Consider the following 20,061-nt stretch of genomic DNA (forward strand, 5'->3'; position numbering starts at 1 on the left):
TTTCCGACTGTCCTGAGATAGCATATGTCCATAGGGCATTCGTTGATTGGACGCATGCCCTGTTACTTCTTCACCCTTGAAATCAGATCTGTCACAGTCAAAAATTGATATCCTTGTTTTTTAAGCTCAGGGAGTACAATTTTCAGTGCTTCAACGGTTTGGGAACAGTCTCCTTCTAAATCATGGAATAAAATAATATCGCCGTTATGAATGTTGGACAGCACGGATTTAACAATTTTATCGACTCCGGGCTTCCTCCAATCCTTCGTGTCTTGGTACCATGACCACATCACGACCGTAAAGCGATCCTGCTTCGCCAGTTCGATCAGAGATTGGTCGTAGAACCCTCCGGGCGGGCGGAAAACATGAGGTATTTGTTCGGTAATGTCGAAAATGATTTCCTGTGTCTGCTCAATCTCTTCCCTTAATTTAAGAGGGCTCACGTGTTTGAGAAAATGATGATCGTACGTATGGTTGGCAATTTCATGGCCTTCATTGACTTCGCGAATAGCAATTTGCGGATACATTTGAACACGCCGACCCAATACGAAAAATGTTGCTTTAGCGTCGTACTGTTTCAGTACATCAAGCACTTGGGGAGTGAATGTAGGGTTGGGGCCGTCATCAAAGGTGAGTGCGACAAGCTTCTGATCAGTTTCTACATTCCAGACAACCTTACTTTGCGGAATCGGCATTGCCGCTGTCGTGATGGACATCATGGTGAGAAGTTGAAGGAATGTGAAAAATCCCTGTAAAGGTTTGCGCATAGCCGTGTCCTCCTGATTCATGCTGAATGAGGATAGTTTCCGGCTTGCCATGCGAACCTATGCAGAGAATGGATATGCTAATAATGGGAAGTGTTTTTGGTGGGTATTATTATCGGAAAAACCGACCGGATTAATAGGTATAATAAGAATAAAATTTAATAATATCACAGATGATGCGAAATTAGCAAGAAAAAGATTGATTACTAGAGTGAAATATAGTACTCTATGAAAGAGGAAAAAAAAGGAGGAATAAAAAATGGAAAAAATGTGTATGCAAATGATGATGAACATGTGTATGGAAGACATGATGAGCCGCATGAAATCAATGAAAATGATGATGGGGAACATGATGGAAATGAAGATGATGGACTGCATGGATATGGATCAAATGATGATGAACATGCAAGAATGCGATGAAATGATGACGATGATGATGAACATGATGCGTGAAATGAAACAAACAACGGCATAATTCATTCTACTAAATGAAACATCGCCTATAAGAATCTCCCAAATTCTTATGGCCACTCGCGGCAGAGCAGTAAACTGCATGCCCACGTAAACATCTGCCTACCAGTCAACTGGTGCAGTTCGTATTAACACTTCATGGCAAAGCAGTCGTCTGCATGCCATACTACTCTTCTTAGCACTTAGCCTCTATTAAAGCTACCTTTTAAAATCCCTTACACTTGATTCGCTTTAATCATTCTTACAATTTCGATACGCTGCAGTTTTAGCTGCCATACCTTTTCTCTTAATTGTTGCTCCTCTATGGTGTCTTGTTTCTTATCTTTAAGTTGTTGAAATATTTTTAGCATATTCCGGTTGATGGCATCGAACATTTGCCATAATTGAAATTCGAATTGGCGTGGAAGATGGAGTTCATATTGAGACAAAGTTTGTAAAATCTGTTGTTGCCAGTCGGAATCGCCGATCTGACTTGCATAATTATATAGATCAAGATGATCATTGATCCAGTTTTGGGCAATGGGGTGTTGATAGGCTATCATCTTGAACAGCTCCTTTTTTTTAATCTTATACCTAGTATTATACTCGGAATTATAAGGAATGCAATAGGCAAATAAAAAAACTGATGCTTTCGAGAAAAAATCTCAAAGTCATCAGTTTTTTTTATTAATTGGACAGTCTGTAAACCTTAATGGTTTGGATACCAAATGTCTTTAACGATTGCTTGGATCCAGGGATGTAAATATCAAGACGATTGCCTTTGATAGACCCGCCTGTGTCTGTTGCGTAAGCGTACATCCCTCCAGCTGGGAGCCCGTTAAAGTCATAGCCTTCAATATACAGCTTGGAGCCAAGAGGAATCACGGATGGATCTACCGCGACGGTTCCGAGCATTAATGAATTTCCCATAAAGTCTGTAGCGCCATAACCGCCATTTTCGGAAGAATCAGCTGAATAGGCTGTAGCTTTAAATTCTTCGTAATCAGGTGAATGATAATTGCCGTCTTTGCTCAGGATAGCAAGTTTGCTGCTGTCATCCCACTGTACGGGGATATCGGCTGCTTCCGAGAGAAAACGTAGTGGCACATAGACGCGGCCATCCTGGTACTCTGCATGTGTATCCATCTCAACGCTTTTATTATCGATGAGTACTTTTTTCTGACCCGAGATCAAAGTGATCGTATGTTGTTCATTATTCAATGTAACTTTAATTTGATCTCCGTCTTTTTGCCAGTTGAGCGCATAGCCAAGTTTCTCCGTGACAAAGCGGATGGGAACTTGTGTTGCATGATTGTTGTCCAGAAACGGCTGCGCATCCGGAAAATTAACGAGATCATCGTTAACTTGCACTTTAACGTCCATTTCGGCAGCTTGTGCGGAATAGGGAGAAATAAAGCCACTTGCTAAGATTGTCATCGACAAAGCAAGGCTCGTTAACCCCTTAGTAATCATATTCAATTGGTAATCCTCCTTCAAATGAGCCTCCGAGGTTAGTTGACGGGTTCGGGAAGAAGGTTCTCCCTAGTCTGCTTCAAGAAACAGCAAATATTCACCCCATGTAAATCGTCCCCCGTACCGGCACTTTGTCTGTGCACCGGACTCGGCTTCAAATATTTTAGCACTAGCGTGCTTCATGAAACAACGGCCAAATAGTGGAAGGTCTTAGATGATACTAGACCTAGGTCTAGGTTGAAAAACAGTCGCGGGTCCGTTTTTGGGGCATTCGCTTTGCTATACGCTAGTAACATAAGAAGAAAACGAAGGGCGGCTCTACGGATGAACATGAACGGAACACGAGGACTGGCTTTATTACTTATCGCTGCAGGTTTTATCATTTGTGTAAGTAAATTAGGCTTTCATTTGCATGTAATGGGCATTCTTTTCCCGCTTGCAATGGTTGGACTAGGTTATGTAGGCATCAAGAACGGTAAAAAGATTGGATGGCTGATTGGCGGTGTGGGTGCCTTGGTGTTGATGGGGAAATTATCAGGTCTCATCGCTTTTGTTTTTGCTGTAGCTTTGATTGCTTACGGCGTTCATTTATTGAGAAAACGTACGAATTCGCCAGGCAGCGAATTTTAAATCATAGGAATACGGGGTGGGGACGATGAAAGTATTGAATCGGATCGGTAAAATGGCAGAAGCTGCTGCGAATGAAGCAGCGGAATATATGGATGCACGCGGGAGTGGTGGTTCTACTGCTGCCTCGCAAGGGATGATTTCCGCTAAAGAGCGGTGCTATGAGGAGGCGTTGCAGCGGGCATTCGAGCTACGCGAGCAAAGCGTGAACGCGGAGGAGATGGCGCAGCTGCGCGGCGAGCAGGCCGAGCTGGCGATGCGCGCCGGCGACGAGGAGCTTGCTCGTATTGCGCTGCAAGAGAGGCTGAACCAAGAGGCGGCGGCAGTGCGCTACCGTCAGCAATACGCGAGCTGCCAGGACGAAGTCCTTGCCCTCGCGGAGGAGCTGCAGCAGCTCCGAGGTGCAAGAGCTGCAAAGGCGCAGACTGGCGGCTTCACAGCGCCGCCTAAAGCTGGTGAGCAGCCGCGGAGCGGGCCGCATGAGCACGGCGCTCGCGACTCCCTGCGCGAGCTGGAAGTCGCCGGCCGCGAGCTCGGCCGCGAAGCGCTGCTCGGGCTCCGCGAAGCGGGGCGCCTGTCGCGCGATACGCTGAAGGAGGCCGGCGGCAACATTCAGCAGGAGGTGCGCGCGCTGCGCGGCAAGCTCCAGCATGAATGGCAACAGCGGCGGTTCAGCGACGATAAGGACGCGCGCGGGAAGAAATAGCCCGCGCGCCCGGAGCGAACCGCGCCGGCGCCGCAAGGCGCGGGATCAAGCAGCGCAAGCATTTGCTGCTTGGAGGCCGTCCATTCTTGTGGTATGCTAGGAAGGGTTTATTTCCATCTATTTAGATGAACAAGATTGATAAGGCGCAGCAAGAGGAGGTGCAACTATGGGAGAAGAAACCAAAAATCATCGTAACCGGAATACAGCGCTTTTGCTGATTGGAGCCGGTCTTTTTTTGCTTCTGGATCATACCTTTGGCTTTTTTCCCATTCTTGCGATTGTCCTGATTCTGCTTGGGATTCATCGCCTCCGCTCGCGCAGAGAACGCAAGGGCTATGTACTAATTGGAGTGGGAGCCGTAATTTTGTTCGGGGACCACATCATGATCGTTTTATCTGTCGTTCTCATTTCGCTTGGTTTGTTTTTCATCCGTTCAAAGCAAGTGCATCGGGATGAGACGTATATTCAAAAGCAGAAGCTGGTGGACAGCGTCAGACTTGGCAGGGAACCTTGGATTTTACGCAATAGCAGCACGTGGTACATTATCGGAGAAACCTATATCGATCTGTCTCTAGCCATTTTGGAGCAAAAAGAGACGACGCTTATTTTACAAGGCGTTATTGGAGATGTGGACGTTAAAGTGCCGGATGATATTGGCATTTCCGTTACATCATCGGTGACCATGGGCCAAATACAAGTTTCCGGCGAACGGGAAACTGGTGTGATGAACAAGCTGGAGTGGCAGTCGGCTAATTATGAGTATTGCGATCATCGTGTGAAACTTGTTCTCTCTTATATCGTAGGAGATATTAATATCAAAGTTTTGTAAGACATGTATGTTTGTGGAACAAGTTTTCTTACAGAAAACTCAGCCTATGCTTACGAAGAAAGTTTTCTTACAGAAAACTCTTAGGAGGGTCATCGCGCATTGGACGGCTATAAACGAAGATTAACGAATATGATATGGCGCAGCATGGGCGAATCGATCCTCTTTAGCTTAATTGTTCTGGGCGTCATTATTTATTTTCTTAACTCTAAACATATGATCGAGCCTTTTAAGACATGGCAGGAGGGCGTGCAGTTTTCTCTTATGCTGATTGGTGTTGTTGCTGGTATTGGCGCGATTAGCGGCTTTTGGAACAGTTCCCGCATCACGCGGCGGCTTGAACCGTTGATGGAGACAATGATCCTGCTTGAAAAAGGGACATTTACTCGCGGCGGGTTCCAGAATGGAGAAGACGAAATCGGCCGGCTCGGCGAACAGCTCGCTCGCATCATGAAAAGGTGGGAGGAGCAGGTAACTTCCCTGCAGCGCCTCTCTAACGACAATGCGGAGCTTGCCGAGAAGGCGAAGTTCTCAGCGGTCATTGAAGAGCGTCAGCGCTTGGCGCGGGAGCTTCACGATGCGGTTAGCCAACAATTGTTTGCTATTTCGATGACGGCGACTGCTGTTGGCCGCACGCTGGACAAGGATTTTGAAAAAGCGCAAAGGCAAATTCATCTGATCGAAGAAATGGCTTCTGTTGCGCAGTCGGAAATGAGAGCGCTATTGCTGCATTTAAGACCCGTTCATTTGGAAGGCAAGCGACTCTCTGAGGGCTTGGTCGAGCTGTTAAAGGAGCTGGCCGCTAAGGTCCCGATGGCGATATCTTGGGATATGGATGAAGAAATCCGTCTGCAGAAGGGAATTGAAGATCATCTGTTCCGCATTGTGCAGGAAGCGTTATCTAATGCGCTGCGCCACTCCAAGGCAAATAAACTGGAAGTGAAGCTGCAGCATCGTTCGGATGGCGTCCGCTTGGCGATTCGGGATGATGGCGTCGGTTTTGAACTGGATGCGAAGAAACATACATCGTACGGAATCGTATCGATGAAAGAACGCGTCAATGAGATTGGCGGTTCTCTACATATCATTACTGCACCGGATCGGGGGACACGCATTGAAATCCGCGTACCGATTTTGGGCGCTGATTATACTTCCGATGCCAGTTCTTCTGGAGAAAAACTCAGCTAATGAGCATCCCTTCCGAAAACATGGTACATGCCTATGACGCAAGTTTTACTAAAGATAAACTCTTTAGGAGGAGAAGCGAATGGATTCGAATATTAAGGTGCTGCTAGTCGACGATCACGAAATGGTAAGGATCGGACTGGCAGCTGTGCTTGGAACAGAAGATGGAATTGAAGTGGTCGGCGAAGCAAGCAATGGGCAAGATGGCATCCGGCTAGCTCAGGAGTATCGACCCGACGTCGTATTGATGGATCTTGTGATGGAAGGTATGGACGGAATCGAGACGACTCGTAAACTGCTGCAGCTGTATCCGGAGTGCAAAGTAATTGTGCTTACTAGCTTTTTGGATGATGAGAAAATGTACCCTGTAATTGAGGCAGGTGCATTCAGTTATTTGTTGAAAACATCCCGAGCCTCGGAAATTGCACAGGCAATAAGAGCCGCGGCCAAAGGCCAATCTATTCTGGAGTCGCAGGTTGCCTCCAAAATCATGAACAGGTTTCGTCAGCCTAAAGCGGCTGCGGAGCCTCATGAAGAGCTGACGGATCGCGAGATGGAAGTGCTTCGGCTGATCGCCAAAGGGAAATCGAATCAGGAGTTAGCCGATGAGCTGTTTATCGGTATCAAAACCGTCAAGTTTCATGTGACGAATGTACTAGCCAAATTAGGCGTAGAAGATCGAACGCAAGCGGCCATTTATGCTTTCAAGCATGGATTGGCTGAATAATGAATAGATAAGGGAGCAGGAACGATGAATCTGTTAAAGCAAATATGGAGCTGGTTTGGTTCTATTGCCATTTCATTTGTAATTGTCGTATTTCTGGGTGTATTCGTGTTTCAATCGACGAAGGTTATGGGACATTCCATGGATCCCACGCTGCACGATCAGCAAAGAGTCTACGTGTCCAAGCTGTCTCATACGTTCAAATATGAACCAAACTACGGAGACATTGTCATTATCGACAGCAGAGTCGAGCTCAAACGGACGTTCAAAAACGATTTGCTGGACAGCCCGCTGCTTAGTTTGTTCACTAAGGGTGACGATAAGCATGTATGGATCAAACGTGTGATCGGCAAGCCGGGAGATCAACTTGAAATCAAGGATGAGAAGATGTACCGCAACGGTGAGCTTCTGGATGAACCGTACATTAATGAGGTCATGAGAGGCAATGGGAACAAAAAGTGGACGGTTCCGGATGATCATGTTTTCGTCATGGGAGATAATCGGAACAATAGCATGGACAGCAGGGTGATTGGAGCTGTGCCGCTGGATCATGTGCTGGGCAAAAAATTATTTTAAGTCGTTTGTGGGAAGCGTCCGTAGAGGAACGCTTCTTTTTTTTGACCAATAAAGTATATGTCGTCAGGCATGTGTGTGACGAGCTCGCAGAGCGGAGAGATTCCGCACGCATCGTGTGGTACGAGCATTTGAGAGGATGGACGTAGAAGATCCGGAAGTGCGACAGCGGCTTGGAGTGTTGAAATACCGCCTCGATCTGCGAGAGATCGTCTGGTTTGCATGGGTGGGCGGAACATAGATGCCTTATGAGGCGATATTTTCGGTTGTAGGGACATTTCGCAGAACTACCGTGCGTTATTTGCAGGAAATGCTGGGTTTTAGTAGGGGTGTAGGCACGGTTTCGCTCATTTAACGCACTCTAGTTCCTCTTCAATGAGGAGAAGGGGGACGTTACCGTGGAATAAGGCTTCGTAGTTCCGTCGATATCGCTGTGCATGAGGAATTGGCGGTCCGGCAGTACCTCCTCGGCTTTCCTGCGAAGCTTGCGAGACGAAATGGACCTGGGATCACAAGTTGAAGATGAAGCGCACACATGTTATTGTAAGTATTACCAACTATTTCAATGGGAATAGCAGAATTATGGAGGGATTGTATGAGCAAGACGAACATCTCAAAGAATTTAACAGAATTAATCGGAAATACTCCGATGTTGGAGTTAGTTGCTTTTAATAATAGCCATGGGCTGGAGGCGGAACTGGTGGCCAAGCTGGAGTCGTTTAATCCTGCTGGAAGTGTGAAGGACCGCATCGGCTTTGCCATTATTAAAGATGCCGAAGAAAAGGGGCTGCTTCATAAGGATTCCGTCATTATCGAAGCGACAAGCGGCAATACGGGCATAGCGCTTGCTTTTGTGGCAGCAGCTAAAGGGTATAGACTTATTATTGTGTTGCCGGAGACGTTTAGTATAGAGCGGAGGAACCTCCTCCAGGCGCTTGGAGCGGAGCTGCTGCTGACTCCGGGATCAGAGGGGATGCCGGGCGCTCTGCGTAAAGCGGAAGAGTTGGCTTCGCAGATTCCTCATGCTTTTGTTGCAAATCAGTTTGATAATCCCGCTAATCCTGATATTCATCGTCACACCACAGCAGAAGAAATCTGGAGAGATACGGGTGGAAACATCGATATATTCGTAAGCGGTGTCGGTACTGGCGGCACGATTACAGGTGTGGGCGAAGTATTGAAGCAACGAAATCCGTCTGTTCAAATAATTGCGGTTGAACCCTTCGAGTCACCTGTATTGTCCGGCGGCAGTCGAGGCGTGCATCAGATTCAAGGACTAGGGCCGGGGTTCGTGCCAGGTAATTTCAAAAGATCCGTGGTCGATGAGATTTATTTGGTGAAAAACGAAGAAGCCTTCGAGGCGACGCGTCAATTGGCGCGCACGGAGGGCTTGTTGGTTGGCGTTTCCTCTGGTGCAGCGATCCATGCGGCGACTCAATTAGCGAAAAGGCCCGAAAATAAGGGGAAGCGCATTGTGGCGCTGCTGCCTGATACGGGTGAGAGGTACTTGTCCACACCATTGTTTCAGGTTGTTGAGTAGGCGACCGTTTAAAGCCGCCTATCCAGCAGCAGTCCGCTCATGGGTACCGGCAGGTAGGACTGAAGTTTGGAGCGATACTGACGATAAGGTTTTAAGGGCGAGTTAGCAAGTTGGAACAAGGCTTCCGATGGAAGCTGCGTTAGCTGCCCCAAGCTGGTTGATAGGGATGCAGCCAAGTTCTTTATGTTTCCAAGGCTAGTTTGAATAGGATTGTTGCGTTCGGCTGCCTGTTTCTGAAGTTGGCCTTCTTGCAGCTGAAGGGTGCCATCGGCCTGTTCGGAGATGCCTAAATCGGTTAGCGAGTAGGGTTTTGCCGCTTGCTCAAGCCCTTTTAGAAGAGAACGATTGAGGTATTCAGGGGTTTCCCGTAAGTTGTCTTGAAATGTGTTGTAGGCGTCGATGAAGTCGCGAATGGCAGTGTTTTCACCCTCTGCACCCTCGGTAAAGGAAGAATCCCTGTCTTGCATGAAAGCCGCTCGTGAATAGACTAGTGATTGCGCGGATTGTTTGACAGTAGAAGCAGACTGTACAAGTCCGGCAAGACCTTCAGCTGCAGATTGTACCAGTTGCTTATAGGCTGAACGATCGTACGGCAGGTCAAGAGGCTGTCGCGTTGTATTCGATCTGCTGCCGGAGACGCCACGCACAGCACTAACATTGTAGTAGTCTTTGTGTGTTTTATAGCTTTTTATTGCTGTAATGGGATAGGCATTAATCATAGGAATCACCTCACTTTTGCATATCATTACTATAGCATTCGTAGCGACTGGGGTAAATTGGTACTTGCTTTTATAGTTTTCATTGAAGAATGGGGATCAAGCGGAGTCAAGCGGGGGTTCACCTACATAAGATAGCATTATTGCTTCTTGTGGAGGCGGTGTCTTATGATACGCAAACGAGTGGCTTCCGTTGACGATCCGGTTATACACAGACTAGTTGTTGAGCAGTTAGTGCCCTATTCCAGAATAATTGACGCAAGCGCTTCAGCTACATTCACAGAAATCCGCAAACGGTTGAACCGGAATGTAACCTTCGTCGCATCCAAAGGCACGCGGCATCCATTCGGTTTCATCACGATGATTCGCAAATCGCGCGTTTTATATGTGGATATGCTTGCGGTTGATCCGCGGGAACAAAGCAGAGGCTGGGGCCGACAGTTAATGATGGTTGCAGAGTCATATGGGAAGGCAGAGAGATGTCGATCGGTAGAACTGCTGGTTGATGATAGCAATGCACGAGCCTATCAGTTCTATCTGCGTAGAGGCTACTCGGTGAAACAGTTTTTGCCTGAACTCGGATGTATGATGATGACGAAGCCAATCCGATAAAAAAGGGAAGGGCCATGGATTAGGATATCCATGGCTTCGTTCTATCAAGAGAACAATGCGACCACGCTCTCTATGTCGAATGTCAGTGCGCCTTGACGATAATCGAATCCACCGAAAGGGGGGATTCCGAAGACGGGATATTCGCCGGAAGCGGGGGGTTGTTCCAGGACTTGTGATTTTGCTTTGCTTTGTTTGTTCTTAACTTTTGCTGTTTTTTTAGTTGTTTTTTTGACGGTTTTGCTGGCAACCGCAGCGGGCGGTTCATTTAGAATAAGCTTGCCTTTTTCTACACGGCTTAACACGCCGTAAATTTCTGTTCCATCATTTAAGAACATCAGAACAGGCTTATTGTAATGAGCAAAGCAGGATTTTTCTGTAATCGGATAAATGGGCTGCATCATGATCTTGCACCTCCGCGTTTGTAGACTACGATTAGCCTATTCAGCGGTGCCCGTTTCGGTATAGACAAATGTCTACTTTTGCATAAGAAAAAGTTATCAGACAAATTGCACAGAAAAGTTGAATACCAGTCCTATTTTAGGTATGCTAAGCATAATACCCAATCCAATAGAGAAAGAATGATGCATAGATGAGTGGAGCTGTGTTTTATATTTTCGGTGCAACAGGAGACCTTGCAAAAAGAAAGTTATTTCCGGCATTTTATAGTTTATACCGTGAAGGCAAGCTAGGGGACAATTTTGCGGTAGTTGGCCTTGCTCGCAGACCGCGCACGAACGACCAGTTTCGTGAGGATGTGAAGCAATCCATTCATGATTTTGCCCGTTACAAAATTACGAATGATGCAGAGTGGGATAGCTTCGCAAAACGATTTGAATATATGTCTTTGGATATTAACAATGTGGCTGGGTTTCGTGAGCTGAACACATTGACCGCGAAGCTGGATGAAACGTATCAAACAGGCGGTAATCGGTTGTTCTATTTAGCGCTGGCGCCTGAGCTTTTTGGCAATGTGTCTTACAATTTGAAAGAAGGCGGCTTGCTGGAGACAAAAGGCTGGCATCGTCTTGTTATCGAGAAGCCATTCGGCTATGATTTGCCATCCGCGGAGCGCCTGAATGGACAGCTTCGTCAAGTTTTCGAGGAGAAAGATATTTACCGTATTGACCATTACCTCGGGAAGGAAATGGTGCAGAACATTGAATTCGTTCGTTTCGCGAATGCTTTCTTCGAGCCGCTTTGGAACAATAAATACATAGCTAATATTCAAATCACACTAAGTGAAACAGTCGGTGTTGAAGAACGCGGCGGGTATTACGATCATTCGGGCGCACTGCGCGATATGGGGCAAAACCATATGCTGCAGATGCTGATGATGATGGCGATGGAACCGCCAAGCCGTTTGCATCCGGAAGATATCCGAGATGAGAAGGTGAAGGTGCTGCGTTCTCTACGCCTGTTTGAATCCGGAGACGAGGTACGGGCCAATGTTGTCCGCGGCCAGTATGCCAAAGGCACTTCGAAAGGCAAAACGCTGCCGGCTTATCGCGAAGAGGATTCCGTGAATCCGCAATCGACGACAGAGACGTATTTCTCTGCACGCGTGCACGTGGATAATTTCCGCTGGGCTGGCGTACCTTTCTACATTCGGACCGGTAAAAGGCTGCCTGTGAAAACGACGGAGGTTGTCGTTGAGTTCAAAAACATCCCCAATAACGTATATTTGGCGAAAAAGCACGATTTGCAGCCGAACTTGCTCGTGTTCCGCGTCAATCCGATGGAAGGCATTTACTTGAAAATGAATGCCAAGCAGCCAGGATCAGAAGGTGTGATCGTACCGGTTGCGATGGATTTCTGCCAAAGCTGCCAAATCGGCATCAACACGCCGGAAGCTTATGAGCGTCTGCTGCATGATGCGACGCGCGGCGATTCAACGTACTTTACCCGTTGGGATGAGGTAGCACTTGCTTGGTCCTATGTAGACCGTATTGCTGCTGCATGGGCAGAGACTTCGGATGATCTGAAGCAATATCCTGCTGGTTCCTGGGGGCCTGCCGAAGCGAGTGACTTGCTGGCTCAGGATGGCTTCAAGTGGTGGCCGATCAATGGCCAAAATGAAGGCGAAGTCGATTGGGAAACAGAGATGCAGAAAGCATCCGTGTTGACCTAACAGATAGGCAAGACATGCCAGCGGGCTAAACTGTCCGTTGGTTTTTTTTATGTTATAATAGAGTTTACGGAGTAAGGATTTTAACAAAATTTGAGGTGCAGCATGTCGCGAAGAGCTTTTATCAGATGGTTGATGATGATTGGAGCCGTCCTGGTCGGATTAAGCGCATTATTTAGTCAATTGGTGAAAAAAGTGTTCATGACTGGTGATGAGGCTCCCGTATCTTCCATTCATTCGGAGGATGCTGCAGCAACTGCGCAACCTTCTGTCGAGCCATTGTCAACGGAGCCGCTGATGTCGTATTTTATTTTAAGCGATCTACATGTGAGCGCTGGAGATCCGCAAACTGTCAAAAAGCTAAGGCAAGCATTCGATGACATTAAGAATTTCGATGCCCCTGTTGATGCCATTATGATGACGGGCGATCTGACCGATACGGGTACAGAACGCGATTATAAAGAGCTGCATAAAATTGTAAGCGAATATAAACTTCCGCCTGTTCATGCGAATATGGGCAATCATGACTATTATTCCATTTGGATTAATAAAGCGAATAGCTGGGATCAGGATGCCGTTCCAAACGGGAAGACGGATGCCATGGCGAGAGAGCAGTTCAAGAAATTTTTTGGATATGAGAAAACCTATAACGAGTATACAGCGAATGGGCATTCGATCTTGCTCCTCTCTCAAGAGGCCTATGTGCAGGAGAAGCCCGAGGTCGGGGAAGGCGCTTGGTATTCAGATGAACAGTTGTCTTGGTTCAAAGAGAGGATGAAAGCCGTCTATCGGCCGGGCAAACCTGTTTTCGTCATGACGCATCAGCCTCTGCCTCCTAGCGGTACTGACGGGGCGACGCATCAACTGATTCGCGCGATTCAGTTCCGCGACATTCTTAAACCGTATAAGAATGTGTTCGTTTTCTGCGGACACCGCCATCAGGATTTTCAAAACGGCACCCCGCATTATGTAAAGGAAACGTTCCACTATTTCCATAATTCCTCGGTTGGCCGTACGTTGAACCGTGCGTATCAACAGGAAGCTAAAAATAAAGCACAAGGTCTTTATGTGCAGGTGTACGCCAATAAAGTGGTTATTCGAGGCAGAGAATTCAGCAACCGCACATTTATTGACGAAGCCAATTGGAGCATTGATCTGAAAAAAGCCTAGATGAAGAAGGGACTAAACTGATGACAACGCAATTAAGTAAACAACTCGAGACGGAAGTCGCCAAGCGACGCACGTTCGCGATTATTTCTCACCCGGATGCGGGGAAAACGACTTTGACCGAAAAGCTGCTCTTATTCGGGGGCGCGATTCGTTTGGCGGGAACGGTTAAAGGCCGTAAGGCTAGTAAACACGCCACTTCGGACTGGATGGAGATCGAGAAGCAGCGTGGAATTTCGGTAACGTCAAGCGTTATGCAATTCGATTATGAAGGGCATCGCGTTAACATTCTGGATACGCCTGGCCACCAGGATTTTAGCGAGGACACCTACCGTACGCTTACTGCTGCCGACAGCGCAGTGATGTTGATTGACGTAGCCAAAGGGGTCGAGGCGCAGACGAAGAAGCTGTTCCAAGTGTGCCGGATGCGGGGCATTCCTATTTTCACCTTTATCAATAAACTAGATCGTGAAGGCCGCGATCCGTTCGAGCTGCTTGAAGAGCTTGAAGAGGTACTCGGTATCCGTTCTTACCCGATGAACTGGCCAATCGGTTCCGGGAAGCAGCTGTGCGGCGTATATGACCGTGAGAAGACACAGTTGGAGCTGTTCCAAGGCGATGATCATAAGCAGATTGAAGTCCGTAAAGTAAGCGGCGTTGACGACCCCCTTGTGAAGCAGATAGCCGGTGAGTTTCTGCATAAGCAATTAAGTCAGGATATCGAGCTGCTTGACGTGGCAGGCGATCCTTTTGATATGGAAAAAGTGTTAAAGGGCGAGCTGACGCCGGTTTTCTTCGGCAGTGCGGTTAACAATTTCGGGGTACAAACGTTTCTGGAGAACTTCCTGCAGTTAGCGCCGAAACCGGAGCCACGCAAAAGCTCAGCAGGCATAATCGAGCCTACGAAGGAAAAGTTTTCCGGCTATGTATTCAAAATTCAAGCGAATATGAACCCCGCACACCGTGACCGTGTGGCATTTCTTCGCATCGTATCGGGGAAATTCGAGCGCGGGATGTCCGTGAAGCATGTGCGTGCAGGTAAGGATATTAAGCTCTCCCAGCCTCAGCAATTTCTTGCGCAGGATCGCGATATTGTTGAAGAGGCTTTTCCAGGCGACATTATCGGGTTGTTTGATCCGGGTATTTTCCGGATTGGCGATTCGCTTAGCCAAGGCGAGGAGATTACGTTCGATGAGCTGCCGACGTTCTCGCCGGAGCTGTTCAGCAGAGTTTCGATTAAGAATGCTTTGAAGCAAAAGCAATTTCTAAAAGGCATTGATCAACTGACCGAAGAGGGAATGATTCAAATCTTCACCACGATTGGTTTCGAGGACATGATTCTCGGCGTCGTTGGCCAACTGCAATTCGAGGTTCTTGAACATCGGATGAAGTCTGAGTATGGCGTCGATATCCAGTTGCAACGGCAAAACTACCAATTCGCGCGGTGGATCGTGGATGAGAAAGTGGATCCCGGCAAATTCCGCATCAACTCGCAGCTGGTGAAAGATAAGAAAGGCAACTACGTTGGTTTGTTCGAGAGTGAGTACGCTTTACGTTCAGCAGTGGAGAAAAATCCTACAGCGCAGTTTTTAACAAGCGCGCCATAAGCGCCATCATGGAGAGGTTGTTCCTTGGAGTTCTGGGGAACAGCCTCTTCTTTGTTTTTAGTAGCCAACCTGCGTTTTGCTTCATACAATAGGTACGGGTTAATTACTGAGCCAACAAACGATTCCCGAAGGAAGTGACTTGCCACTTGCATATTTTGATTGTTGCTCCTGAACAAATTCCGGTTCCACCAATTGTTGGCGGTTCAGTTGAAATATGTATTCATTCGATCGCACGCAAGCTGGCAGAAGAGCATCAGGTAACCATCATTAGCAGAAGGCATAAGCGCTACCAGCATGTTACGAAGCGAGGCTCGCTCACCATAATCAGAGTACCTGCCGGAAATAAAGGCAAGTACTTGAAAAACGTTCTTACCGCGATCAAAGGGCGAGTCTTTGATTGGATCCAAGTCGATAACAGACCCCGGTATGCTGCTGCTATTAAGAAGCATTTTCCTAATAAACCCGTATCTTTGTTTCTGCATTCGTTAACGTTCGTGAAGCCGCCTTACGCTTCGCGCGCTGTGACTTCCCGGCATATGATGAAGGCAGATTGGATTATTGCAAACAGCAACTCATTAGCAGAGGAACTTGCTGCTCTGTTTCCAGGCCAGAAAGACAAAATCCAAACGGTTCATCTTGGCACGGATGTGTCTCGGTTTCGCCCGGTTTCCCCTCAGAAATCTGCACGCTGGAGGAAGCAATATCGTTTAAGCAAGGGCTTTCATGTGCTGTATTCAGGGCGTTTGATTAAGCGAAAAGGAATCTCAGTGCTGATTAAAGCAGTGCACATAGCAAGAAAGAGAGTTCCAGAAGTAAGATTACTCATTGTAGGCGGCGAGCTGGCGTCAGGATTTAGGGATATGTTGAAAAAGCGAGCCAGATTACTCGGGGTGCCTACAAAGTTTCTTGGCAGAGTTCCGTATAGCAAGATTCATAAGGTTTATGGAATCGCGGATTGCTTCGTCTGCCCGTCTCAAAAGCATGAAGCCTTCGGCCTTGTAAACGTGGAGGCGATGTCATCGGGGTTGCCGGTTATTGCGTCGGCAAATGGCGGTATTAAAGAAGTGATTCAGGATGGGCACAACGGCATTCTGGTTCATTCGTATCGCAAGCCGCAGGAATTCGCGGAAAGTATCGTGGACGTTGCCCAGCGTAGAACCTGGGCCCAAGATCTAGGCAAGCAGGCGCGTATCGATGCCGTGAAGCGATTCAGCTGGCAGGCTACAGCGCGGTCACTGGCCGACTTCTACAAATTGAAGCTGGAGGCTAACAATGAAAAAGACCCCGAGGAAAAAAATAAGCATCAACAGATCTAGATATATACACAGCAAATGGGCAAAAACAAAAGCGATTGAAGCGGTAAAAGAATTGCGCCAATACGTGCCGGTGACTAGAAAGATGTCCAAAGAGACACTGTTAGACATGTTGAATGAATATAGGATGGTCTACATTAAACCGAATTCCGGCATGTTTGGCAATGGCGTGATCAGGGTTGAATGGGCAGAAGGCGCAGCGGAGAAACCATACTCTTTTCAGTCGGGGGTTCGATTAAAGAGTTTCGATAGCTTTGAGGAGATGTATACAGCTATTCTCAAGGTAACGAAAAAAAAGTATTATTTGGCTCAAAAAGGTATTCATTTGTTGAAATACAGAGGAAATCGCTTTGATTTGCGGGTGATGGTGCAGCAATCGCCGCTGCGGAAGTGGGAAACGACAGGCATCATTGGAAGGGTCGCCCACCCAAGTAAAATTGTAACGAATTTCCACAGCGGCGGGACGCTGAAGCCAGTAGAACAGCTGCTTGCCAAGTATTTGTCTGTAAATGAGCAAAAAAGATATGTGAAAAAGCTGCGTGTCCTAGGCGTGCAGGTGGCTAAAGCGGTGCATGCCCGATACCAAGGGGTTAAAGAGATCGGTGTAGACGTTGCCCTGGACAAAGAACTGCACCCTTGGGTTCTCGAGGTGAATACGAGTCCAGATCCTTTTATTTTCAACAGATTGAAGGATAAGCGGATATTTTCAAAAATCAGGCGATATGGCAGGGCGTACGACCGGTTATAACACATAACCGGTTTATTCCTGTTGAAGCCGAATACATAATGGTGAAACGATATTGACAAAAAGGAGAGTACAATGAGAAAATGTACGCGTGTACATTGCTTATGCAAGTTATTGGCAGCAAATGGGCATACTTCGTTATATCTCAGCTCTATTATGGTCCTCAGCGCTTCAATCAGTTGCGAAGAAATGCGGATAACATCAGCATCAAATCGTTAACGGATATCCTTCGACATTTGGAGCATTATCAAGTCGTAAATCGTCAAGTATTCCCAACCATTCCTGTAAGAGTCGAATATTCTTTAACGGAAAAAGGTAAGGAATATCGAGCAATCCTCTTTCAAATGCGCCAGTGGGGAGAAAAATGGATGACACATCCACATGAATAAAAGCCAGTCGTTCTCCCCAGAGAATCGGCTGGCTTTATCTATGGAATGTTGCGGTACGGGTATTTGACAGGATGGAGGTAAAAGATCCGGAAGTGCTACAGCGGTTTGGATCGCCCGATATCGCCTCGATCTGCGAGAGATTGTCTTTTTACACGGATGAGCGGAACGTGAGTGCGTTATGAGGCGGTATTTTCGGTTGTGGGGACATTTCGCGGAACTACCGTGCGTTATGAGTAGGAAATGCTGGGCTGTAGGCACGTTTTCGCTTATTTAACGCACCCTAGTTCCGCTTCAGTGGGAGAAAAGGGACATTACCGTGAAATAAGGCATCGTAGTTCCGTCGACATTGCTACGCATGGCGAATAGGCGGTCCGGCAGCACCTCCTCCGTTTCTTGCGAAGATTCGGAGACGAAATGTCCCCGGAATCTTACAAAGTGTCATGTGTAGGAATACCGGGTGACCGGGTTGAAGACAGGTTAGGGAAAAGAGAAGAAAGCAGCACAATGCAGAACAGAACAGGGAATGGGTGTGGCGTGGAAAAGAAATAGCGCGGTTGAAACTCGATACCCAATTCCCTCCCCATTCCTGGACGTATGGGTTTAGACAAGGACCTGAGACTGTGCGGCACAGCCTCAGGTTTTTCTTGTTGAATGCTTATTGCAAATGGCCCTTGAGCGTTTCTACAAGCTCGTTTTGAGTATTCTCTTCACTATGCTGCCAAATAATTTCGAAAAGCACGCCAAGTCCGGGCAGCACACGTTCTTCTCCGCCGATGGATTCTTCAATAATTTCCTGAAGTTCATCATTCGATTTATTTTGGACGCGCTGCAAGATGGCCTGTCTCAAATTAATGTTCATTATGGAACCTCGCTTCCATTTCGTTATCCCTTCTAATATGCGCAAGTATCAGCGGCTTCATGCTACCACACTTCTCCACTGCTTGCTCACGAAGGGGCTTGATGGCATGAGGGATGAGGTGTGTTATAATTGTTAGATGTCGACATGACTGAGGAGGAGAAGTCACGAATGAGAAAACAATTTGCTATCATCGGAATGGGAAGATTCGGTTCGAGTATTGCAAAAACGTTGTCGCAACTTGGCTTTGAAGTGCTCGCGATTGATCATAGAGAACAAACCGTTCAGGATATATCTTCTATAGTTACCCACGCGGTTCAAGCAGATTCCACAGACGAAGAAGCGCTGCGGGCTCTGGGCATTCGTAATTTTGACGTTGTCGTTGTTGCGATTGGTGAGGATATTCAGGCGAGTATTCTGACTACATTGATTTTGAAAGAAATGGGGATTGCCACAATTGTGGTGAAAGCTGTTAACGATCTGCACGGTAAAGTGCTTAAGAAAATCGGCGCAGACAAAGTCGTGTATCCTGAAAGGGATATGGGACAGCGCGTTGCCCATCATTTGATTTCATCTAATATCATAGATTATATAGAGCTGTCTGCCGAGTATAGTATCGTTGAAATTAAGGCCTCTAAGCATATCGTTGGAAAAAACCTGAGACAGCTCGATATTCGCGCTAAATTCGGCTGTAACGTAATTGCGATTAAGCAAGACGAGAAGCTGATCATCCCGCCTAGTGCGGAGGAACCATTGAGCCACAATGACATATTGGTCATCGTAGGGAAAAATATTGATTTAAAAAATTTCGAAGTGTCGTTCGCGGGGTAGAATCGAGATGAGTATCATGCATGCAGAAATTAGCTCGGTACAAAATAGCAGAGTGAAAGATTGGTCCCAACTATTAGAACGCCGTGGTCGGGATAAACAAGGGAAGTACCTCATCGAGGGTTATCATCTTGTGGAAGAAGCGCTCAAAACTGGGGCGCCTGTAGAGACAATTGTTTATAGTCTGGACAAGGGGCTGCCTCACGACTTATCAGAGCTTGCGCCAGAGGGTGTGGAATGGGTCGGCGTTAGCCAAGCTGTGCTGGAGAAATGCTCCGATACGCAGACGCCGCAGGGTGTTTTCGGCGTTGTGGCGAAAAGTAGCCTTGGTTCGGACGAACTCCTGTCCGGCGCATTCGATTTGGTTGTCGTGCTGGACGGGGTTCAGGACCCCGGCAACCTTGGCACGATCATCCGCAGCGCCGATGCAGTCGGCGCAAGTGCGGTCGTGCTCGGCCGCGGCACGGTCGATCTGTACAATCCCAAGACGATCCGCTCGACGATGGGATCGATGTATCATCTGCCGATTGTGGAGGCAGATTTGCTCCAGCTGCTGCCGCGCGCGCGCGAACGCGGCGTGCGGCTGGTGACCACGAGCCTGCAGGCGCAGCGCTCGTGCTATGACACGGACCTGCGGCAGCCGTCGTGGCTGATCCTCGGCAACGAAGCCAAGGGCGTGTCCGCTGAGGTTGCCGCGCAGTCGGATGTGCAGGTGATCATCCCGATGCAGGGCAAGGCGGAATCGCTGAATGTGGCGATGGCGGCGACGGTGCTGCTGTTTGAGGCTTCTCGGCAGCGGCTAGTTTACACCCCATAAATAAACGCTTATCAGCCC

General features: G+C 47.6%; 23 protein-coding genes and 1 riboswitch. Of the genes, 17 read left to right on the forward strand and 6 right to left on the reverse strand.

Annotation, left to right across the window (positions count from 1 at the left end; translation table 11 throughout):
* Positions 1–62 precede the first annotated feature (62 nt).
* The gene (locus tag ABRS97_RS15470) at positions 63–767 is read right to left on the reverse strand and encodes a polysaccharide deacetylase family protein (protein ID WP_367815297.1); all 705 of its coding nucleotides are present in this window, start codon (positions 765–767) and stop codon (positions 63–65) included.
* 256 nt (positions 768–1,023) lie between these two features.
* On the opposite strand from ABRS97_RS15470, the gene ABRS97_RS15475 reads away from it, so the two are divergent.
* Positions 1,024–1,239, forward strand: a complete 216-nt coding sequence (locus ABRS97_RS15475) for a hypothetical protein (protein ID WP_367815299.1) — start codon at positions 1,024–1,026, stop codon at positions 1,237–1,239.
* A gap of 211 nt (positions 1,240–1,450) precedes the next feature.
* On the opposite strand, the gene ABRS97_RS15480 is transcribed toward ABRS97_RS15475, so the two are convergent.
* A complete protein-coding gene (locus ABRS97_RS15480) occupies positions 1,451–1,777 on the reverse strand; it encodes a hypothetical protein (protein WP_367815301.1) in 327 nt (108 codons plus the stop codon).
* 124 nt (positions 1,778–1,901) lie between these two features.
* Entirely contained in the window at positions 1,902–2,687 is a 786-nt protein-coding gene (locus ABRS97_RS15485; RefSeq protein ID WP_367815661.1) for a stalk domain-containing protein, read from the reverse strand.
* Positions 2,688–2,699: 12 nt separating this feature from the next.
* Positions 2,700–2,851: riboswitch (cyclic di-AMP (ydaO/yuaA leader) on the reverse strand.
* Positions 2,852–3,011: 160 nt separating this feature from the next.
* Between ABRS97_RS15485 and ABRS97_RS15490 the strand changes: the two genes are divergently transcribed.
* The 7 genes from ABRS97_RS15490 (at position 3,012) to cysK (ending at position 8,868) form a co-directional block, all read left to right on the forward strand.
* Complete coding sequence (locus tag ABRS97_RS15490; RefSeq protein ID WP_367815303.1) at positions 3,012–3,317, forward strand: LiaF transmembrane domain-containing protein; 306 nt, start codon at positions 3,012–3,014, stop codon at positions 3,315–3,317.
* A 25-nt stretch (positions 3,318–3,342) separates the two neighbouring features.
* The gene (locus ABRS97_RS15495; protein ID WP_367815305.1) at positions 3,343–4,020 is read left to right on the forward strand and encodes a PspA/IM30 family protein; all 678 of its coding nucleotides are present in this window, start codon (positions 3,343–3,345) and stop codon (positions 4,018–4,020) included.
* 166 nt (positions 4,021–4,186) lie between these two features.
* Positions 4,187–4,849, forward strand: coding sequence for a cell wall-active antibiotics response protein LiaF (liaF, locus tag ABRS97_RS15500; RefSeq protein WP_367815306.1), 663 nt, complete (start codon positions 4,187–4,189; stop codon positions 4,847–4,849).
* Between the two features lie 99 nt (positions 4,850–4,948).
* Positions 4,949–6,034 carry a sensor histidine kinase gene (locus ABRS97_RS15505; protein WP_367815307.1) on the forward strand — a complete coding sequence of 362 codons (1,086 nt, stop codon included), beginning with the start codon at positions 4,949–4,951 and terminating at the stop codon, positions 6,032–6,034.
* A 79-nt stretch (positions 6,035–6,113) separates the two neighbouring features.
* Complete coding sequence (locus ABRS97_RS15510) at positions 6,114–6,758, forward strand: response regulator (protein ID WP_367815308.1); 645 nt, start codon at positions 6,114–6,116, stop codon at positions 6,756–6,758.
* A gap of 24 nt (positions 6,759–6,782) precedes the next feature.
* Positions 6,783–7,331, forward strand: a complete 549-nt coding sequence (gene lepB / locus ABRS97_RS15515) for a signal peptidase I (protein ID WP_367815309.1) — start codon at positions 6,783–6,785, stop codon at positions 7,329–7,331.
* Between the two features lie 592 nt (positions 7,332–7,923).
* Positions 7,924–8,868, forward strand: a complete 945-nt coding sequence (cysK, locus tag ABRS97_RS15520; protein WP_367815310.1) for a cysteine synthase A — start codon at positions 7,924–7,926, stop codon at positions 8,866–8,868.
* Between the two features lie 8 nt (positions 8,869–8,876).
* On the opposite strand, the gene ABRS97_RS15525 is transcribed toward cysK, so the two are convergent.
* Complete coding sequence (locus tag ABRS97_RS15525; RefSeq protein ID WP_367815311.1) at positions 8,877–9,614, reverse strand: hypothetical protein; 738 nt, start codon at positions 9,612–9,614, stop codon at positions 8,877–8,879.
* A 138-nt stretch (positions 9,615–9,752) separates the two neighbouring features.
* On the opposite strand from ABRS97_RS15525, the gene ABRS97_RS15530 reads away from it, so the two are divergent.
* Positions 9,753–10,196: a GNAT family N-acetyltransferase gene (locus tag ABRS97_RS15530; protein WP_367815313.1), complete on the forward strand. Its 444-nt coding sequence runs from the start codon at positions 9,753–9,755 to the stop codon at positions 10,194–10,196.
* Positions 10,197–10,240: 44 nt separating this feature from the next.
* Here the strand turns inward: ABRS97_RS15530 and ABRS97_RS15535 are convergent, their stop codons facing one another.
* Positions 10,241–10,597, reverse strand: coding sequence for a hypothetical protein (locus ABRS97_RS15535; protein WP_367815314.1), 357 nt, complete (start codon positions 10,595–10,597; stop codon positions 10,241–10,243).
* A 188-nt stretch (positions 10,598–10,785) separates the two neighbouring features.
* Between ABRS97_RS15535 and zwf the strand changes: the two genes are divergently transcribed.
* The 6 genes from zwf (at position 10,786) to ABRS97_RS15565 (ending at position 17,542) form a co-directional block, all read left to right on the forward strand.
* Positions 10,786–12,324 carry a glucose-6-phosphate dehydrogenase gene (gene zwf / locus ABRS97_RS15540; protein WP_367815316.1) on the forward strand — a complete coding sequence of 513 codons (1,539 nt, stop codon included), beginning with the start codon at positions 10,786–10,788 and terminating at the stop codon, positions 12,322–12,324.
* A gap of 102 nt (positions 12,325–12,426) precedes the next feature.
* The gene (locus ABRS97_RS15545) at positions 12,427–13,491 is read left to right on the forward strand and encodes a metallophosphoesterase family protein (RefSeq protein WP_367815318.1); all 1,065 of its coding nucleotides are present in this window, start codon (positions 12,427–12,429) and stop codon (positions 13,489–13,491) included.
* A gap of 20 nt (positions 13,492–13,511) precedes the next feature.
* A complete protein-coding gene (locus ABRS97_RS15550) occupies positions 13,512–15,095 on the forward strand; it encodes a peptide chain release factor 3 (RefSeq protein WP_367815320.1) in 1,584 nt (527 codons plus the stop codon).
* A 146-nt stretch (positions 15,096–15,241) separates the two neighbouring features.
* Positions 15,242–16,411 (forward strand): glycosyltransferase family 4 protein, encoded by a 1,170-nt coding sequence (locus tag ABRS97_RS15555; protein WP_367815322.1) that lies wholly within the window; start codon positions 15,242–15,244, stop codon positions 16,409–16,411.
* A complete protein-coding gene (locus tag ABRS97_RS15560) occupies positions 16,368–17,156 on the forward strand; it encodes a YheC/YheD family protein (RefSeq protein ID WP_367815323.1) in 789 nt (262 codons plus the stop codon). The genes ABRS97_RS15555 and ABRS97_RS15560 overlap by 44 nt, the downstream gene beginning before the upstream one ends.
* A gap of 80 nt (positions 17,157–17,236) precedes the next feature.
* On the forward strand, positions 17,237–17,542 hold the full coding sequence (locus ABRS97_RS15565; protein ID WP_367815325.1) for a winged helix-turn-helix transcriptional regulator: 306 nt from the start codon (positions 17,237–17,239) through the stop codon (positions 17,540–17,542).
* A gap of 655 nt (positions 17,543–18,197) precedes the next feature.
* On the opposite strand, the gene sspI is transcribed toward ABRS97_RS15565, so the two are convergent.
* Positions 18,198–18,401 carry a small acid-soluble spore protein SspI gene (sspI, locus tag ABRS97_RS15570; RefSeq protein WP_367815327.1) on the reverse strand — a complete coding sequence of 68 codons (204 nt, stop codon included), beginning with the start codon at positions 18,399–18,401 and terminating at the stop codon, positions 18,198–18,200.
* Between the two features lie 168 nt (positions 18,402–18,569).
* On the opposite strand from sspI, the gene ABRS97_RS15575 reads away from it, so the two are divergent.
* Both ABRS97_RS15575 and ABRS97_RS15580 read left to right on the forward strand, forming a co-directional pair.
* On the forward strand, positions 18,570–19,229 hold the full coding sequence (locus ABRS97_RS15575; protein ID WP_367815328.1) for a potassium channel family protein: 660 nt from the start codon (positions 18,570–18,572) through the stop codon (positions 19,227–19,229).
* A 7-nt stretch (positions 19,230–19,236) separates the two neighbouring features.
* Positions 19,237–20,043 carry a TrmH family RNA methyltransferase gene (locus ABRS97_RS15580; RefSeq protein WP_367815330.1) on the forward strand — a complete coding sequence of 269 codons (807 nt, stop codon included), beginning with the start codon at positions 19,237–19,239 and terminating at the stop codon, positions 20,041–20,043.
* Positions 20,044–20,061 lie beyond the last annotated feature (18 nt).

Origin of the sequence: Paenibacillus tabacirhizosphaerae (genome assembly GCF_040812395.1) — a bacterium.
In the GTDB taxonomy this organism is placed as follows: Bacteria; Bacillota; Bacilli; order Paenibacillales; family NBRC-103111; genus Paenibacillus_E.

What these genes read in the sequence shown, in the direction of transcription:
- ABRS97_RS15470 (WP_367815297.1), bottom strand. Translation starts at nt 767, where the DNA reads ATGCGCAAACCTTTACAGGGATTTTTCACATTCCTTCAACTTCTCACC.
- ABRS97_RS15475 (WP_367815299.1), top strand. Translation starts at nt 1,024, where the DNA reads ATGGAAAAAATGTGTATGCAAATGATGATGAACATGTGTATGGAAGAC.
- ABRS97_RS15480 (WP_367815301.1), bottom strand. Translation starts at nt 1,777, where the DNA reads ATGATAGCCTATCAACACCCCATTGCCCAAAACTGGATCAATGATCAT.
- ABRS97_RS15485 (WP_367815661.1), bottom strand. Translation starts at nt 2,687, where the DNA reads ATGATTACTAAGGGGTTAACGAGCCTTGCTTTGTCGATGACAATCTTA.
- ABRS97_RS15490 (WP_367815303.1), top strand. Translation starts at nt 3,012, where the DNA reads ATGAACATGAACGGAACACGAGGACTGGCTTTATTACTTATCGCTGCA.
- ABRS97_RS15495 (WP_367815305.1), top strand. Translation starts at nt 3,343, where the DNA reads ATGAAAGTATTGAATCGGATCGGTAAAATGGCAGAAGCTGCTGCGAAT.
- liaF (WP_367815306.1), top strand. Translation starts at nt 4,187, where the DNA reads ATGGGAGAAGAAACCAAAAATCATCGTAACCGGAATACAGCGCTTTTG.
- ABRS97_RS15510 (WP_367815308.1), top strand. Translation starts at nt 6,114, where the DNA reads ATGGATTCGAATATTAAGGTGCTGCTAGTCGACGATCACGAAATGGTA.
- lepB (WP_367815309.1), top strand. Translation starts at nt 6,783, where the DNA reads ATGAATCTGTTAAAGCAAATATGGAGCTGGTTTGGTTCTATTGCCATT.
- cysK (WP_367815310.1), top strand. Translation starts at nt 7,924, where the DNA reads ATGAGCAAGACGAACATCTCAAAGAATTTAACAGAATTAATCGGAAAT.
- ABRS97_RS15525 (WP_367815311.1), bottom strand. Translation starts at nt 9,614, where the DNA reads ATGATATGCAAAAGTGAGGTGATTCCTATGATTAATGCCTATCCCATT.
- ABRS97_RS15530 (WP_367815313.1), top strand. Translation starts at nt 9,753, where the DNA reads ATGATACGCAAACGAGTGGCTTCCGTTGACGATCCGGTTATACACAGA.
- ABRS97_RS15535 (WP_367815314.1), bottom strand. Translation starts at nt 10,597, where the DNA reads ATGATGCAGCCCATTTATCCGATTACAGAAAAATCCTGCTTTGCTCAT.
- zwf (WP_367815316.1), top strand. Translation starts at nt 10,786, where the DNA reads ATGAGTGGAGCTGTGTTTTATATTTTCGGTGCAACAGGAGACCTTGCA.
- ABRS97_RS15545 (WP_367815318.1), top strand. Translation starts at nt 12,427, where the DNA reads ATGTCGCGAAGAGCTTTTATCAGATGGTTGATGATGATTGGAGCCGTC.
- ABRS97_RS15550 (WP_367815320.1), top strand. Translation starts at nt 13,512, where the DNA reads ATGACAACGCAATTAAGTAAACAACTCGAGACGGAAGTCGCCAAGCGA.
- ABRS97_RS15560 (WP_367815323.1), top strand. Translation starts at nt 16,368, where the DNA reads ATGAAAAAGACCCCGAGGAAAAAAATAAGCATCAACAGATCTAGATAT.
- ABRS97_RS15565 (WP_367815325.1), top strand. Translation starts at nt 17,237, where the DNA reads ATGTACGCGTGTACATTGCTTATGCAAGTTATTGGCAGCAAATGGGCA.
- sspI (WP_367815327.1), bottom strand. Translation starts at nt 18,401, where the DNA reads ATGAACATTAATTTGAGACAGGCCATCTTGCAGCGCGTCCAAAATAAA.
- ABRS97_RS15575 (WP_367815328.1), top strand. Translation starts at nt 18,570, where the DNA reads ATGAGAAAACAATTTGCTATCATCGGAATGGGAAGATTCGGTTCGAGT.
- ABRS97_RS15580 (WP_367815330.1), top strand. Translation starts at nt 19,237, where the DNA reads ATGAGTATCATGCATGCAGAAATTAGCTCGGTACAAAATAGCAGAGTG.